Origin of the sequence: Vibrio sp. OY15 (genome assembly GCF_000742455.1) — a bacterium.
Taxonomy (GTDB): Bacteria; Pseudomonadota; Gammaproteobacteria; order Enterobacterales; family Vibrionaceae; genus Vibrio; species Vibrio alginolyticus.
On sequence record NZ_JPIL01000001.1, the window covers coordinates 148,456 to 163,901 of the forward strand.

General features: G+C 44.2%; 12 protein-coding genes. 7 read left to right on the forward strand and 5 right to left on the reverse strand.

The annotated features are described in order from the left end of the window. Entirely contained in the window at nucleotides 1-3,162 is a 3,162-nt protein-coding gene (locus IJ23_RS00635) for an efflux RND transporter permease subunit (protein ID WP_005378264.1), read from the forward strand. 187 nt (nucleotides 3,163-3,349) lie between these two features. After that, complete coding sequence (locus IJ23_RS00640; RefSeq protein WP_033905066.1) at nucleotides 3,350-3,805, forward strand: MarR family winged helix-turn-helix transcriptional regulator; 456 nt, start codon at nucleotides 3,350-3,352, stop codon at nucleotides 3,803-3,805. Between the two features lie 44 nt (nucleotides 3,806-3,849). Here IJ23_RS00640 and IJ23_RS00645 read toward each other — a convergent pair whose 3' ends face one another. After that, complete coding sequence (locus IJ23_RS00645) at nucleotides 3,850-4,806, reverse strand: AEC family transporter (RefSeq protein WP_025766898.1); 957 nt, start codon at nucleotides 4,804-4,806, stop codon at nucleotides 3,850-3,852. Between the two features lie 601 nt (nucleotides 4,807-5,407). On the opposite strand from IJ23_RS00645, the gene trpS reads away from it, so the two are divergent. Beyond that, nucleotides 5,408-6,430: a tryptophan--tRNA ligase gene (gene trpS / locus IJ23_RS00650; RefSeq protein WP_033905067.1), complete on the forward strand. Its 1,023-nt coding sequence runs from the start codon at nucleotides 5,408-5,410 to the stop codon at nucleotides 6,428-6,430. An 84-nt stretch (nucleotides 6,431-6,514) separates the two neighbouring features. Here the strand turns inward: trpS and IJ23_RS00655 are convergent, their stop codons facing one another. Together IJ23_RS00655 and IJ23_RS00660 are read right to left on the reverse strand one after the other, a co-directional pair. Further along, complete coding sequence (locus IJ23_RS00655) at nucleotides 6,515-7,471, reverse strand: hypothetical protein (RefSeq protein WP_033905068.1); 957 nt, start codon at nucleotides 7,469-7,471, stop codon at nucleotides 6,515-6,517. Further along, nucleotides 7,468-8,796 carry a sphingomyelin phosphodiesterase gene (locus IJ23_RS00660; RefSeq protein ID WP_033905069.1) on the reverse strand — a complete coding sequence of 443 codons (1,329 nt, stop codon included), beginning with the start codon at nucleotides 8,794-8,796 and terminating at the stop codon, nucleotides 7,468-7,470. Before IJ23_RS00660 ends, IJ23_RS00655 begins: the two co-directional genes overlap by 4 nt. Nucleotides 8,797-9,087: 291 nt before the next feature. Here IJ23_RS00660 and IJ23_RS00665 point away from each other — a divergent pair, with 291 nt between their 5' ends. Both IJ23_RS00665 and IJ23_RS00670 read left to right on the forward strand, forming a co-directional pair. Further along, nucleotides 9,088-9,354, forward strand: coding sequence for a hypothetical protein (locus IJ23_RS00665; protein WP_033905070.1), 267 nt, complete (start codon nucleotides 9,088-9,090; stop codon nucleotides 9,352-9,354). Between the two features lie 155 nt (nucleotides 9,355-9,509). After that, nucleotides 9,510-11,138, forward strand: a complete 1,629-nt coding sequence (locus tag IJ23_RS00670) for a methyl-accepting chemotaxis protein (RefSeq protein WP_033905071.1) — start codon at nucleotides 9,510-9,512, stop codon at nucleotides 11,136-11,138. 125 nt (nucleotides 11,139-11,263) lie between these two features. On the opposite strand, the gene miaE is transcribed toward IJ23_RS00670, so the two are convergent. Both miaE and IJ23_RS00680 read right to left on the reverse strand, forming a co-directional pair. Further along, a complete protein-coding gene (miaE, locus tag IJ23_RS00675) occupies nucleotides 11,264-12,034 on the reverse strand; it encodes a tRNA isopentenyl-2-thiomethyl-A-37 hydroxylase MiaE (protein WP_033905072.1) in 771 nt (256 codons plus the stop codon). Nucleotides 12,035-12,131: 97 nt separating this feature from the next. Beyond that, the gene (locus IJ23_RS00680; protein ID WP_033905073.1) at nucleotides 12,132-12,896 is read right to left on the reverse strand and encodes a hypothetical protein; all 765 of its coding nucleotides are present in this window, start codon (nucleotides 12,894-12,896) and stop codon (nucleotides 12,132-12,134) included. A 313-nt stretch (nucleotides 12,897-13,209) separates the two neighbouring features. On the opposite strand from IJ23_RS00680, the gene cysB reads away from it, so the two are divergent. Together cysB and IJ23_RS00690 are read left to right on the forward strand one after the other, a co-directional pair. Next, nucleotides 13,210-14,184, forward strand: a complete 975-nt coding sequence (gene cysB, locus IJ23_RS00685) for an HTH-type transcriptional regulator CysB (RefSeq protein WP_005388967.1) — start codon at nucleotides 13,210-13,212, stop codon at nucleotides 14,182-14,184. Nucleotides 14,185-14,237: 53 nt separating this feature from the next. Continuing rightward, on the forward strand, nucleotides 14,238-15,434 hold the full coding sequence (locus tag IJ23_RS00690) for a methyltransferase (protein ID WP_025766893.1): 1,197 nt from the start codon (nucleotides 14,238-14,240) through the stop codon (nucleotides 15,432-15,434). The last annotated feature ends 12 nt before the right edge of the window (nucleotides 15,435-15,446 follow it).

Consider the following 15,446-nt stretch of genomic DNA (forward strand, 5'->3'; position numbering starts at 1 on the left):
ATGGCACGATTTTTTATCGATCGTCCGGTATTTGCTTGGGTTCTCGCGATTCTAACGATGTTGGCGGGGGTAATGTCATTATTCAATTTACCCGTCTCGCAATACCCAACGATTTCACCGACGACGATCACCATCAGTGCTCGCTATCCAGGTGCATCAGCAAAAACCGTTGAAGACTCGGTAACGCAAGTTATCGAGCAAAACATGACGGGATTAGATTACCTTCGCTACCTATCATCGAGCAGTGATGCATTTGGTAATGCGACAATTACCCTGACGTTTGATAGCGAAGCTGACCCTGATATCGCGCAAGTACAGGTTCAGAACAAACTGCAATTGGCATTGACTTCATTACCGATGGAGGTACAAAACCAAGGTATTGTCGTAAATAAATCCAATACGGCATTTCTCATGGTTGTCGCAGTTTATTCTGAAGATCCAGACTTTACAGAAAACGATATCGGCGACTTTGTTGTAACGAATATTCAAGACCCGATAAGTCGTGTAACTGGCGTAGGACAAGTGCAGGCGTTTGGTGCGCAGTATGCGATGCGAGTTTGGCTGGATCCATTTAAGCTTACGCAGTTCAACTTGACCGCAATCGATGTAGCGAACGCGATCAGTGAACAGAACGCGCAAGTTTCTTCAGGTCAACTTGGTGCAGCACCTGCGCAGGAAGGCCAGTTGTTGAATGCAACGATTTCGTCTGCAAGTCGTTTGAGCAGTGTGGAAGAGTTCCAAGACATCATTCTTAAGTCTGACGCCAGTGGTTCTAATGTTTATTTGAAAGATGTTGCTCGTGTTGAACGTGGTGCAGAAAGTTACGATATTCGAGGCCAATATAATGGCTTCCCAGCATCGGGTTTAGGTATTTCATTAGGTACTGGCGCAAACGCGCTTGAGACAGCCAATGCGGTAAAAGAGCGCTTAGAACAACTGAGTGCAACGTTCCCAGAAGGGTTGCAGATTGCTTACCCATTTGAAACAACGCCATTCGTCAAAGCCTCGATTCAAGAAGTGGTTAAAACGCTATTAGAAGCCATTCTTCTTGTGTTCTTAATCATGTACCTGTTCTTGCAGAACTTCCGTGCGACGATCATTCCAACGATCGCAGTGCCTGTCGTATTGCTCGGAACCTTCGCTATTTTGTACGCGACTGGATTTAGCGTAAACACGTTAACCATGTTCGCGATGGTTCTGGCTATCGGTTTGCTGGTGGATGATGCCATCGTTGTGGTGGAAAACGTCGAGCGTGTGATGCATGAAGATGGTTTAGAGCCCAAAGAAGCGACCAAAAAATCGATGGGGCAGATCACTGGTGCCCTGATTGGTGTGGGGTTGACGCTTTCAGCGGTATTCGTCCCTATGGCGTTTATGTCTGGTTCTACCGGGGTTATTTACCGTCAGTTCTCGATAACTATTGTGGCGGCTATGACGCTTTCAGTTTTGGTGGCGATAATTCTGACTCCGGCATTGTGTGCTACGTTGCTGAAAAAAGGCGATGCTGAGCTTCTAGAGAAGAAAGGCTTCTTTGGCTGGTTTAACCGCAAGTTTGATGCGATGACAGCAGGCTATGAAACCGGCGTTGCCAAACTTCTAAAACGCACAGGTCGCATGTTGGTTGTATTTTTGGCAATGAGTGCAGGTGCTGGCTGGTTATTTATGAACCTTCCAACGTCATTTTTGCCAGATGAAGACCAAGGCACAGTATTCTCAATGGCTATTTTGCCGCCTAACTCAACACAAGAACAGACGGAAAAAACACTTGAGAAAATGCGTGACTTTTACCTAGTAGACGAAAAAGACAATGTAAAATCCGTCTTCTCTGTTGCTGGATTTAGTTTCGCAGGCCAAGGCCAAAACATGGGGATGGCATTTATCGGCCTGAAAGATTGGTCTGAGCGTGAAGCGCCTGGCGCTGATGCGGCTTCCATTACGGGCCGAGCGATGGGGTACTTCTCTACCATTAAAGAAGCTTTGGTGTTTGCGTTCGCCCCTCCAGCGATTCAAGAGCTAGGTAACTCGACAGGTTTCGATTTCTATCTCCAAGACTCGTTGAATAAAGGGCACGATGCATTAGTTGCGGCTCAAGGGCAACTTCTGGGCATGGCAGCACAAAACCCGAAACTTGTCGGTGTTCGTCCAAACGGTCAGGCAGATGCGCCAATGTACAAAGTGAACATTGACCACGTCAAACTTCGTGCTTTGGATGTCAGTATCAATGACGTAAACCAAATCCTGTCAGCTGCATGGGGCGGGGCTTACATTAACGATTATATTGATCGCGGTCGTGTGAAGAAAGTGATGGTGCAAAGTGATGCGGAATACCGCATGCAGCCAAAAGACTTTGATTCATGGTACGTACGCAATGCTAAGGGAGAGATGGTGCCTTTCTCTGCTTTTGCGAGTGGCGAGTGGACCTATGGTTCTCCTCTTTTGCAGCGCTTTGATGGTTTGCCAGCAATGAATATTCAAGGCGGTGCAGCTCCTGGTGTAAGTACTGGTGAAGCCATGGAAGAAATTGAAGCAATGGTAGAAAAGCTACCAGAAGGTTTCACGGTGAACTGGAATGGTATTTCGTATGAAGAGCGCCTTTCCGGAAACCAAGCGCCGATGCTATATGCGCTATCTATCCTCGTCGTATTCTTAGTTCTTGCCGCTTTGTATGAAAGTTGGTCAGTACCTTTCGCCGTGGTGTTAGTTGTTCCTCTTGGTGTGCTTGGTGCTGTGCTTGCGGTAATGACGCGCAGTATGGATAACGATGTGTTCTTCCAGGTGAGCTTATTAACTACGGTCGGCTTGGCAACCAAAAACGCCATTCTGATTGTTGAGTTTGCAAAGGACTACTATGAGAAAGGCGCTGGGCTTATCGAAGCAACCTTACATGCTGTTCGCGTTCGTCTGCGCCCAATTATCATGACATCGCTTGCTTTTGGTTTGGGTGTGGTACCACTTGCTATCAGTTCAGGTGTGGGATCGGCAGGTCAAAACGCAGTGGGTACCGGCGTACTTGGTGGCATGATCAGTGCCACGATATTGGGTATATTCTTCGTCCCAATCTTCTTTGTAGTGGTTGAGCGATTGTTTGATCGACGTGCGAGAAAAGAGTCGGAGGCAGAGTTGTCTGAGACCAGCACTAAACCCACTCAGCAAAGCGAGTAGGACTTGGTTGTTTTAACTGAGTTATACTAGTGATAATAAACACGATTAAAGGGCGCTTCGGCGCTCTTTATTTTATGTTTTCACTTGGTGGTTACCGTCTATGACGCGAGCCTGAAAGACGGCGTGTTGTGTGCAGTATCAGCACAGCCTTTTCGGCCGAATGAAAGCCTAAAGAAGAAAAACGACGATGAAAGATCAGAAAATTTCCCCAATTTCCGTTTTGGATCAAAGTCCTATGTTTGTTTGTGGTGTGATGCAGCGCATGTACCGCAATCGTGCCCAAGCTGAGCTCTCTCGGCAAAATTTGATGACACTAGAAATGGCAAGTGCACTGGCCGCTTTAGAAGAATTTCAGCCTATGAGCCAGCAAGCGTTAGCTGATGCGGTTCGAACTGAGCGAAGTGTAGCAAAGCGGATGGTGGACAATCTGGAAAAGAGAGGGTTTGTTCAAGTTTCTAAAAGTAAATCGAATCAGCGCCTTAAAATGCTAAGCATGACAAAAGAGGGGGCAAATGCTTTAAAGCAAGTTCATCAAATCATGACGAATTTACAGAAAGAGTTTTTTTCTTGTTTGTCGGAATCTGAAGCGAATGAATTTTTTCGTCTGGTAAGAAAGCTCACTTTTGCGAATCACGACCAGTAACTGACATCAATGCCGTTTAGCGTCTTTATTTTATCGCGGACCAATTATATTAAGCTGTAGAACTTAAGAAATAGGATGCCCAACGTACAGGTCACGGTAGAAAGCACCGTAGTGAGTGCGATGATATTTGCAGCTAACGTGGCATTGCCTCCCATGGAACGCGCCATGACATAGCTGGCAGCAGCGACTGGAGAGGCGTTCATAAAGAAAAGAATACCTAGCTCAATTCCTCGAAATCCTACTAAGTAAGCTCCCATGGTGATGATGACTGGCGCTACGATGAGCTTGTAACTGCTCGCAAACCAAGATGGACCTTTCTCTTTTCTCATCAAGCTAAAGTCAAGTGAGCCACCCGTACACAACAGCGCCAAAGGCAATGTCATTTTGGACAAGTAGTCTCCTGCGTCAATAACCACATTCGGTACTGGAATAGCGAGTAAATAAAAAGCCATTCCTAGAACAATGGAGATTATGAGTGGATTCCTAGTCAGTGTTCGGCCCATCATCTTTGCTGCTTGCGAGGCAGACGTTGCTCCTTTGGGAGATAAGCAAATTACCGCTTGGACGTTATAAATAAATGTGGTGACCGCGACATAGAGAGCCGCTAACGCCACACCTTGAGAACCATACGCATTGGCAACGTAAGCGATGCCAATAATACCTGTATTTGCTCGGAACCCACCTTGGATGAGAACGCCTTGATCAGGCGATGCTTTGAACAGAAGTTTGACGGAAAGGTAGGTGAAAATGAAAAACGAAATACTAGCGATGACGCCGAAATTGACGAATCCACTTGCCGCGGAAAAGTCGTGTTCTGAAGCCACAATGCTGACAAATAACATTGCAGGCAAGGTAACTTGAAACACCAGTTTAGAGCCTACTTCGATAAAATTATCGTTGATTAGACCAAAGCGCTTAAAAAGAACGCCAAGTACCAACATCAAACAGATAGGTCCGGTTATCGACAAAGAGAATTGCAACTGATGTAAAACAGCTTCCATGTAAGTATCCGCAGCAAAAGAAAAAAGTGTTCCTGTTGCCTATTAAGCCACAAACCCGGAGGGTAGGACAGTAACGTGATGAAATTTTCTTCTGTTGTAGGTTCCGGAGTCATTTACACTCCAAGTTATGGACGAGGTCCCAATTTAACAAAGCGGTACTGGTCCTACGTGCGATATGTTGGTTAACTCGTTGTCGTGATGCATCCACATGCGTATTAGATGTGAGGGCTGGTCATCGTAGTTATAGATAGGAGTTCATCAATGAAAAGGAAACACAACAAAACTGTACTGTGTGCGTTTGTCTCTGGTTCGGTATTTGGTGCGGTTTTGGTCATTGCGATGTCTTTACCAATGTAATCCTCTTAATTGGCTGTTGGAACACTCACACTAATTCAGTACAAAACAGATTGAGTTCTGCGGTGTGTGCTGTTAGTTTAAAAAACATGAAAATACACGTTCGCCCTTCATTAACAACCTTCTCTTGGTGGCGCTCTAAATAGAGCGGCGCGGAATACTTACATTCTTAAGCTGCTGGATGGTAGCTAAGAGTGTTTGATCTTTTTATCTCCAGTAGCGATCTATTAAATACTTGGAGACAAATATGAATAGCCATAAAAATACATCTCAGCGTGAAATTATACTTACCGGAGATCGAGCAACAGGTCCATTACACCTCGGGCACTATATTGGTTCATTGCAACAACGAGTCAAATTGCAAACGGAGCACGAGCAAACGATCTTGGTCGCGGACATGCAAGGGTTGACGGATAACGCGCATAATCCATCAAAGGTATCCTCTAATATTCTCAATGTCGTTGCAGATTATTTGGCTGTTGGTATCAACCCCGCTCAAACTACGATCACGTTGCAATCTCAAATTCCAGCGTTAGCCGAGTTGACAATGTATTACAGTAATCTTGTTTCTATCGCACGATTAGAGCGAAACCCCACGGTTAAAAATGAGATTCAAAGTAAAGGCTTTGAACGCTCTATTCCCGCAGGCTTTTTAACGTATCCAATTTCTCAAGCTGCTGATATTACGGGGTTTCATGCGACGCTAGTACCAGTGGGTGATGACCAGCTGCCGATGTTAGAGCAAACTAATGAAATCGTGAGAAAAATAAACCATCTGGGTGGGAAAGAGGTTCTTAGGGAATGCCGTCCATTACTTAGTGATGCACCTCGTTTGCCGAGTACTGATGGCAAAAATAAGATGTCTAAAAGCATGGGGAATGCAATCAACCTAGGGACGTCTGAAAAGGAGATTTCTGCGGCGGTGAAATCTATGTATACCGATCCCAATCATCTGAAAATTGAGGACCCTGGCCAAGTCGAAGGGAATATTGTATTCATCTACCTCGATGCTTTTCATCCTGATAAAAATTATGTCGAACAGCTAAAAGACCATTATCGACGAGGTGGGTTAGGTGATGGTTTGACCAAGAAAGTGTTAGAAGAATGCTTACAAGAGATGCTTCGCCCTATTCGAGAAAAGCGCGCTATGTATTTGAATGATAAAGCGCAGCTGATTGATATTTTAAAACAAGGTAGTGAGCGTTCTCGCGAGAAAACCGAAAAAGTGCTATTTGATGTGAAAGATGTATTTGGTTTAAATTTGTTCTGAATTAAAAGTAGAGAGTTGAACATAAGGCACGACGACTGGTTAGCAACGTGCCTTTTTAAGTTCCCAGTCAGTCAAAGCGCATTGTTAAGAAGAAAAAAATTCACGACGAAAATCCGCGACTTCTTGTTGGTAATAGCTTTGCCATTCCGGTTCTGACAAATGTGAATGGCTAGAGGCTCTTTGCGTTCTTAGCTTGGACTCAAGTTGTTGTAATGCTTGTTGGTAATCTTTGACTTGTTTTTTTTGCTCAGCAATTTGTTGCTCACGAGCGTGAATGTTTTTAGTTTCTTCTTTCGTTAAGTAAGTTCGTTCTAGCTCTGCGATGATCGCCAAGCGATCTGGTAGGCTCATACTATTAGGAATCAGGGTGACCGCACGCTCATATTTTTCCTGGTCGCTTGTTAGCCCGATAGCACCTGCATGTTCTTGCCAGTCAATGGTGAGTTGCTCGAAAGCTCGCAAAAAGTTATCTGGGCTTTGAGTGTCCAGCTTTTGGGCTTCTAAGTTGAAATCGTACAGCGCGAACTCATCCGCAAAAACAACATCAGCCAATTCCCCCCAGATGCTTCTTGCTTCGTTCTTCAGCTGTGCAACACGCGACGCCAGTGATTGTTGCTCATCAAATAACAAATTTCCTACACTCTCTTGCCATTGGCTGCTGAGCTGAGGGTAGTTCGCCAAAAGCTGGAATCGAGCTGAAGATAAATGCGCCTCAAACAAGGCGACCTGCTCTTCACAACTACGGTTCAACATACACTCTTGCCAAAACGTCTCAAGTTCGGCGACAAGTTTCCTGCCTTTGAGTTGAGTTAATCGCTCAGTCGTTATTTGAACTGTGGAAGGGAGCTTAGCGGTTTGTGGTGAAGTATCTGTATCGGGCACGATGCTGCTTGTTTGTGGTGATGTACTGGAGACATTCTGATTTTTTGTCTTAGGGGAAGGAGAGGAAGCGAGCTCTTCTTTTTGAACATCGTGACTGAAAGTTAAAAATATCATGCCCGCCATAATGGCGGACATGATTATCAAAGCGATTTTCTTCATGGCTTGATTGTTGAGCTTACTGGGAAATGGTCAGAAAGGTTGTAGTGTTTCCATAAACTCTCTGCGGTTGTGCGCGGTACGTCTACACGGTTGTCATTGAATGATTTCACCCCGTATTCACTACTCACCATAACATAGTCAAGGTATTCCACGTTTTCGCCACCTGATAACGCTTCACCTGCGAAGTTATTGATACGGGGATCAAAGGTTGACTCCGTGTAACCAGAGTAGTGAGGCTCTATGGCACTTAAGTTAGCGATCATTTGTTGGTAGTCACCAGGAAACTTTCTTTTGTTTACGTTAAAGTCGCCGCTGTATACCACAGTTTCGCTTGAAGGAATGTTAAGAGATTGGGCGAGTGTGCGGATTTGTTTGAACTGGCGCTGACGATACTCACGGGCGGTGTCTGTATCGAAAGATGCGGTATGGGTAGCAAACACATGATAAGCCTGACCACCTTTAATTATTTCCGCATAATTTACGCCTTTATCGGCAAAGCAGTCTGTACCAGAGCAATCGGGAAAGACATATTGCGCTTCATTCACGATAGGGTAGCGACTAACTATGATTACGCCACCATCATGAATATTAACGCCTTCTTTATCTAACATCTTTGTTTGGTAAGGATATTCCTTGGCTAACTCACGTAAGAATGCTTCACGGCCGCTGGCAAACACCTCTTGCAGTGCCAAAACATCGTAACCTTTTACATGTTGAGGAATCAGTTCGTAACGATCTCCAATGTGCGATGCAATAGCCGTCAACGCCCAGATGTTATAAGTCATCAACTTAAGGTTTTGTTCTTCGTTGTCGACAGATTCCGCTACCTTGCTTGGCGTGATGGTGTAGTAAAGATCATCATATCGAGCGGTACTGTCTGACTTAAATGCCAGTTCGGTTTCTCTCGCACCAAAAGCGTTAGTGTTGGCACGATGAATGTTACGATCATCTTTGAGAGATAACTCGACATCGGCTGCGGACAAGCCGTATTCAATGGTCGAATTGTACCAATGGCCTTCCATTATTTGATTGAGTGTTATGCTTTCACCTTCGGGGCTAGAAACCACAGTTTCAAAACGGTAAGTTTGATTTGATTTCACGCCCTCCCAGCGGTTGAAGCTTAATACAGATTTAGTTTCCCACGGACCAAGTACCTGCATATGTTGTTGCCACTCTTCTCCGTATTGAAGCAAATCACTGCCTTCATGTTTTACTTGAATAGTTAACGGTTGATCAGAGTTATTCGTTAGGTAAACGTCGGTATCTGCAATGCTGGGTAACGCTATCAAGCTACTTACTAAAAGGCTCCACTGCGAAAATTTCATCTTATTTTTCCATCATTTGAACTAGAGCAATCATTCTTGTTTATAAATGTTACTTGCACGTTAAATATGGATGACATCTAAGTCAGTGCTGAAAATTGTTATCAGAATGTGATCTTTATTCAATGGTGAGGGTGGAGGTATTGAGTGTGTTGCCGTTGAAGCGGTGGAAAATAATACCAACAGTCAACGAATTGCATTCACTGCAATCAAGCTGTCATCTTTGCTCTATAAGTTGTGCGGCGTCATTCATCTAGCCATATGGCTAGAACTCAAATTGATAGATGGAGCACCATGGCTAGAGCAGTAAATCCAACCGATGAAACCATCATTAAATTGTTACAAGAGCAAGGTCTGATTAGAAGTGAAGCAGAAGCGCGTTTAAAGAAAGAGGTGTACCGCTTGCAGCCTAATGAGATAGCAAAAGTAAAAAATTATGCCCAGCATTTTGGGATAAACGCGAAAGAAAAGCTCATCGATGAGATCTTGGATCTGCGCCGAGAAGCGCTCATGAAAAGATGTAGACACAATACGGAGCATACGACCCTATCTTTAAAATAGCATGTGATAAAACTATCAATTACTGGTCAAGATTTGATCTCTCAAGCCGATGTATATAAGAGCGTTCAATGATATCGAGCGCAAAAAACAGTGCGTTTTAGAGGTTAAGCTTTCACTTAAGTGAGAGGTTTGGAAAGGCTGCGGGGAGAAAGTGCATGCGTATTAAAGACTTAAGTGTCGTAAAGAAAATATCGGTTAGTTATTTAACCGTTTTTGCCGTGTTTGGTTTAGTGTCAGTAATGTTGGTGCAAGGTTTGTTAACACTGAATAAAGACATCTCAGTGCTAACAGATAAAAGTTTACCTTCTGTTGCGATTTTGAAAGGTATCCAAGTTGATATTACTAAAGTGCGTAAAGATGAGTTCTCTTTATTGCCAAACGCAAATCACCCCAAAATTGGTGAGTGGTTAAAAGGCCTCGACCAATGGCGTTCTGATGTGCAGGCTGGTATTGCAGAATACGAAAAGCTCGACCTTAATAAGCGTGAAACGCAGTCCTTTAGCGTTTTTAAAGAAACTTGGAATCAATACATCAAAGAAACGAAGACTTACAACGTATTGCTAAGCCAAGGCGATGCTGAAAGTGCAAATGATGTAATTTTATCAAGTTTCGATACCTACTCAAAAGCGTTGAGCAGCTTGGATGATACCCTCGCGTTGAACGATGAGTTGGTAAATTTGATTGGCGAAGAAGTACAAAGTGAAGCGGCATTTACACAATACAGCGCTGCTGTTGGTGCGCTTGTCGTCGCATTGGTCATGGTAATGTCTGCCATGTTGCTTTCTCGAGTCATCTGCGGGCCTGTTGATCGAGCACTGGAATTCGCTTCCAAAATCGCCAAGGGTCAATTGAATAATCAAATCGACGAAAGCGAATTGAGCAAAGACGAGTTAGGAACGCTGCTCAAAGAGCTTGTCGGTATGCAAACAAACTTACATTCGTTGGTTTCTGAGATTAATGACTCAACGATTCAGCTAACGGCAGCAGTAGAGGAAGTGAGTGCTATTTCTTCTCAGACCGCCTCTGGTATGCAAAATCAACAAATTGAACTTAGCTCGGTGGCTTCTGCGATGACAGAGATGCAAGCTGCTGTAAGTGAAGTGGCACAAAATACCGAAGTTGGCGCAACCTCTGCTTATTCGGCTGCGGAAGTGGCAAAGCAAGGAACGGCGACGTTACAACAAACTATCGCAGTAATTGAGCGTGTATCACATACGATCCAAGAATCAGATGAACTGGCACGTGAGCTTGAATCGAGCTCAAACAATATCAATGTGGTCGTCGATGTGATCCGCGGGATTGCCGAGCAAACAAACTTGTTAGCACTGAACGCCGCAATTGAAGCCGCTCGGGCTGGTGAACAAGGTCGTGGGTTTGCTGTTGTGGCAGATGAGGTTCGTTCTCTGGCGCAACGCACTCAAGACTCCACTTCACAAATTGTGGAAATTGTTAATCAGCTACAAGAGAGCAGCAGTAAAATAGGGCATTCAAGCCGTGATTGTCAGGAGGGTATTTCTCAGTGTGTTGAGCAAGTTAATGACGCTGATAGCCAGATAAAAGAAATTGAACATTCTGTCGATAACATAGCGCAAATGAGCACACAAATCGCAACGGCGTGCAGTGAGCAGAATTCTGTATCCGAAGAGCTGAATCGCAGTGTGGAGCATATTAATAGTGCTTCAACAGAGATGGCTGAGGGAGCTTCACAAACGGCTGTGGCTTGTCAGCAGATTAGTAGCCTAGCGCACAACTTGAAAACTCGAATGGGTTCATTCCAGCTCTAGTTGTTGTGTTTCAGCTTTATTCCTAACCTCATTGCTACAATAAATAAGCCGGACGAAATTTCCGGCTTATTTATTCTCTGTCTATATAAGTTCAGAGTATGCTCAACCTTGGGAGAATATGCTCGCTAGGCTGGAATACCACTGTGAAACTTAAAATCTGTATCTGGCGTAGAAATTAAATCTGCCTCTATACGTCCAAAGTAGGCGATGCGCTCGCTGATATCTTTGCCTGCGATTTGCTCCGCTAATACAAGATAATCCTGGTAATGGCGTGCTTCTGAACGTAATAAAGAAATGTAGAACTTTGCGATATCGTCATCCATATGTGGTGCTAGTTTGGCAAAACGCTCACAAGATCGGGCTTCGATGTACGCACCAATGATGAGTTTATCGATCAGCGTTTCCGGCTCATAAGTCTTCATATGCGAAATCAGTCCTTTAGCATAGCGACTTGCTGGAATATTTTTATACTCAATTCCACGACTTTCCATGATCTCTAAAACTTGATAAAAGTGGTGTAACTCCTCTTTTATCAAAAGCACCATCTTATCGATCAAATCTTGGCTGTATGGTGAGTCGGACTTAGCCATGATTGACTTAGAAATATTGCTCTTGCCTTTTAAAGTTTCCAATGAGCCTACGTTACGGTAAGCAAAATCTTCGTAGGGCTTAAACCAGTCAAGTAGAGCATGTGAACTGGATTGGTCAACGGCATACTTACGAATTAAAAACATGGCAGATTGGCCAGCTTTTAGTTCGCACAGTAGGTGGTCTAACAAAATGGTTTGAAGGTTCTCTGGTTTCTTTGCTTCCTCTACCCATTCATCAGGTGTACTGCATTGCAGAAATTGGTTAATGGGAGCAAGAAGATCTTGATAGGCGTCTAGATTCATCATTTTAGTTTTAGTACTTCACATTTTTATTGGGCATATCCGTTGTCTTGCGGATAGAAAAAAGGCTGCAATTGCAGCCTTTCTTGACCTGAAGTGAATGTTACCACTTTTTCTTCTCGCCGAAGAGTGCTTCCATGTCATTGTCACGCTCTTTGTCAGCAATCTGCTGCATTTCGGCATCGCTTTTATCTTGGCGCTTTTTATCTAAGTCACCTAACATCTCTTCAAGCTTTTGTTTCGCTTGAATAGAATAAGGATCGCTCTTAGTGCTCAAAGCATCGATACCTTTACGCAGCAGTTGAAGCGCGGTGCCTGGTTGGCCACGAGAGATAGAGTCGTTTGCTCTTTTGATGACATTTTCAATGTTGATGCGAATTTGCATCGTTTCCAAGCGCGCATTTTCGGTGACGTAGGTCTGGGTATCCAATCGGCCTTTGTTGTGCTCGTTACGGATAGTGTCGCGAAGTCGTTTAACCAGCTTAAGCATGACGATAGCTTGTTTATCACTACTCGGCATCTTGAAAGTGGTACTCTCGCCTGTAGGGCCATTCTCTTTTAGCTGCGTAATCTGCTGCTTCATATTTTCGATACGTTGAGCAAGTTGCTTGTTCTTCGGATCCAGCTCATGCATGCTCTCTAGCGCGTCAAGAATACGATTGTTTAGACACAGCAACAGCTCTTTACTAAAAGGGATATGGTGCGCATGACCAATCAACTCTTCAGTACCATCTATCAAGGCTACATATCGTGCTGATTCCTGCCTTTTTGCGGTTTCAACTTTAACCTTATATTGCAACATAATGTTATAGCCTAGGATTAACACCAGTAGGATGGCTACCAAAGCGATTATTAAACCAATATTCATATCTTTGCGTCTGCTTTACTTTTCTGCGGCTAGCGTTAAAGAATACATGAATCTTATCTTACTCGGCACCTTATTTGTTTGATTATTTTGTCTCTCCCACGTTTTAGTTACTGATAGAAGTCACATCATAGAACTTCGGTCATTTATTGGCTCAACTTTGTGCATATTGTTTCTTGCTTGAAGATTATTAGTATGTGATTGAGGTATAAGTTAGAAATTGCTGTTCATTTCGATTTGAACGCGTTATAACTAATTATTATATCGCTCGCTTGAGTGGCCAATAAACTCTCTCATGAATAAGTAAGGGATTACGATGAAACTGCAGCAGCTGAAGTATATTGTTGAGGTTGTAAACCATAATCTGAATGTATCTGCAACGGCGGAAAGCTTATATACCTCTCAGCCAGGTATCAGTAAACAGGTTCGGTTGCTGGAAGACGAGTTAGGCATTCAGATTTTTGAACGTAGCGGTAAGCACTTAACGCAAGTGACGCCAGCTGGAGAAGAAATTGTACGTATCTCTCAAGAAATTCTCGCTCGTGTAGAAAGTATCAAAGCGGTGGCTGGAGAGCACACCCATCCAGAAATGGGGACGCTGAATATCACCACGACACATACGCAGGCTCGTTATGCACTGCCAGATGTCATCAAAGGTTTTACTTCTCGTTATCCAAAAGTGTCGTTACACATGCACCAAGGTACACCGTCACAAATGTCTGAGGCGATAGCTAAAGGCACAGCGAATTTTGCGATTGCGACAGAAGCGCTTCACTTATATCAAGATGCCATCATGCTGCCTTGTTATCACTGGAATCGTTCAATAGTTGTGCCTAAAGACCACCCACTAGCGAAGAAAGACAAAGTAACGATCAGTGATCTTGCCGCTTACCCATTAGTCACTTACGTGTTCGGTTTTACTGGCCGTTCAGAGCTGGATACAGCATTCAACCGCGAAGGTTTAACCCCGCGAGTGGTGTTCACTGCAACTGATGCAGACGTCATTAAAACTTACGTTCGTATGGGTATTGGTGTGGGTGTGATTGCAAGCATGGCTGTGGATGAAGAGCAGGACGGTGACTTGGTTGCAATAGATGCGAGCCATTTGTTTGGTGCGAGCACCACGAGCATCGGCTTCCGCCGTGGTACATTCTTACGCTCTTACATGTTCGATTTTATGGAGCGTTTTGCACCGCACTTAACGCGTCCAGTGGTTGAGCAGGCGATTTCGTTGAAGTCTAATGCAGAAATCGAAGAGATGTTTAAAGACATCGAGCTTCCGGTGAGATAACACTTCATTGATGTTTCGATTCCCTCTACAATGCGCTCGTTGTAGGGGGAGCTATGAAAACGCAATTTCAATTTATTAATGACTGCTTAATCGAAAACCAATCTTTGTGGCGATTCGAGCCTTTTAAAAGCAGCATTCACACATCATTACCTTGGCAGGAGCAACATCCTCGACTGTGCCAATGGCTAGCGTCTCTTACTCCCTCTCAAATCGAAGAATACAAAGCAGCACCAGAACTCGCGTTAAAAGCACTTAGTCCGTTTTTGCCTGAGCTTGAACAACTCGCAAAACTGACTCATTTAGAGCTTTTGTCGTTAAACGGCTTGGAACTCGCTCGTGGTTTAGATAACGGTATTCCGGGACGTAAGTTGGAGCAAATTAGCTCGATGGGTGAAGCTGCAATTCAACAACACTGTGGCGAAGAATGGCTAGAATGGTGCTCAGGTAAAGGTTACTTGGGGCGAATCCTGACCACGCAAACCGATCAGCCTGTAACCAGCTTTGAATACCAACAAGCACTGTGCGATTCGGGACAACAAGCAGCCAATGAACATCATTGGAAGATGACGTTTATTCAAGGCGACGCGTTTGATAGCAAAGCGAAAGCCGTGTTTAAGCCAACGCAACACGCAGTAGCACTGCATGCATGCGGTGACCTTCACGTTCGTCTAATGCAGTACGGCAGTGAAAATGGGATTGCTGCGATGACCATATCACCTTGTTGTTACCACTTGATTCAGTCGGAACAATACCAGCCGATGTCGGAATCGGGCAGGGCTTCTTCTCTCTCATTGTCTAAGCAAGAACTGCGTATCCCATTACAACAAACGGTGACGGGAGGAGAGCGCGTGCGTCGTCATCGTCAGCAGGAAATGATGTTTCGTCTTGGGTTTGATTTGATCACGCGACAAGCTTTGGGAATGGCAGAGTATCAGCCTGTGCCGAGTATCCGTAAGTCGCAATTAAGTGATGGTTTTGAATCGTTCTGTCGCTGGGCAGCGGAGCAAAAAGGCATTGTTCTTCCTCAAGAAATCGATTTCTCTCATTTTGAAAAGTTAAGCGAACAACGCTTCTGGCAAATGGAGAGAATGAGCTTAGTGCAACTTGTTTTTCAACGTCCGTTGGAGATCTGGCTCGCATTAGATAAAGTGCTTTATCTTGAAGAACGTGGTTACCGTGTTAGATTGTCAGAGTTTTGCCCTAAATCGGTCACACCTAGAAATATTTTAATTTGTGCATATAAGATTTAGTTATTCTTTATA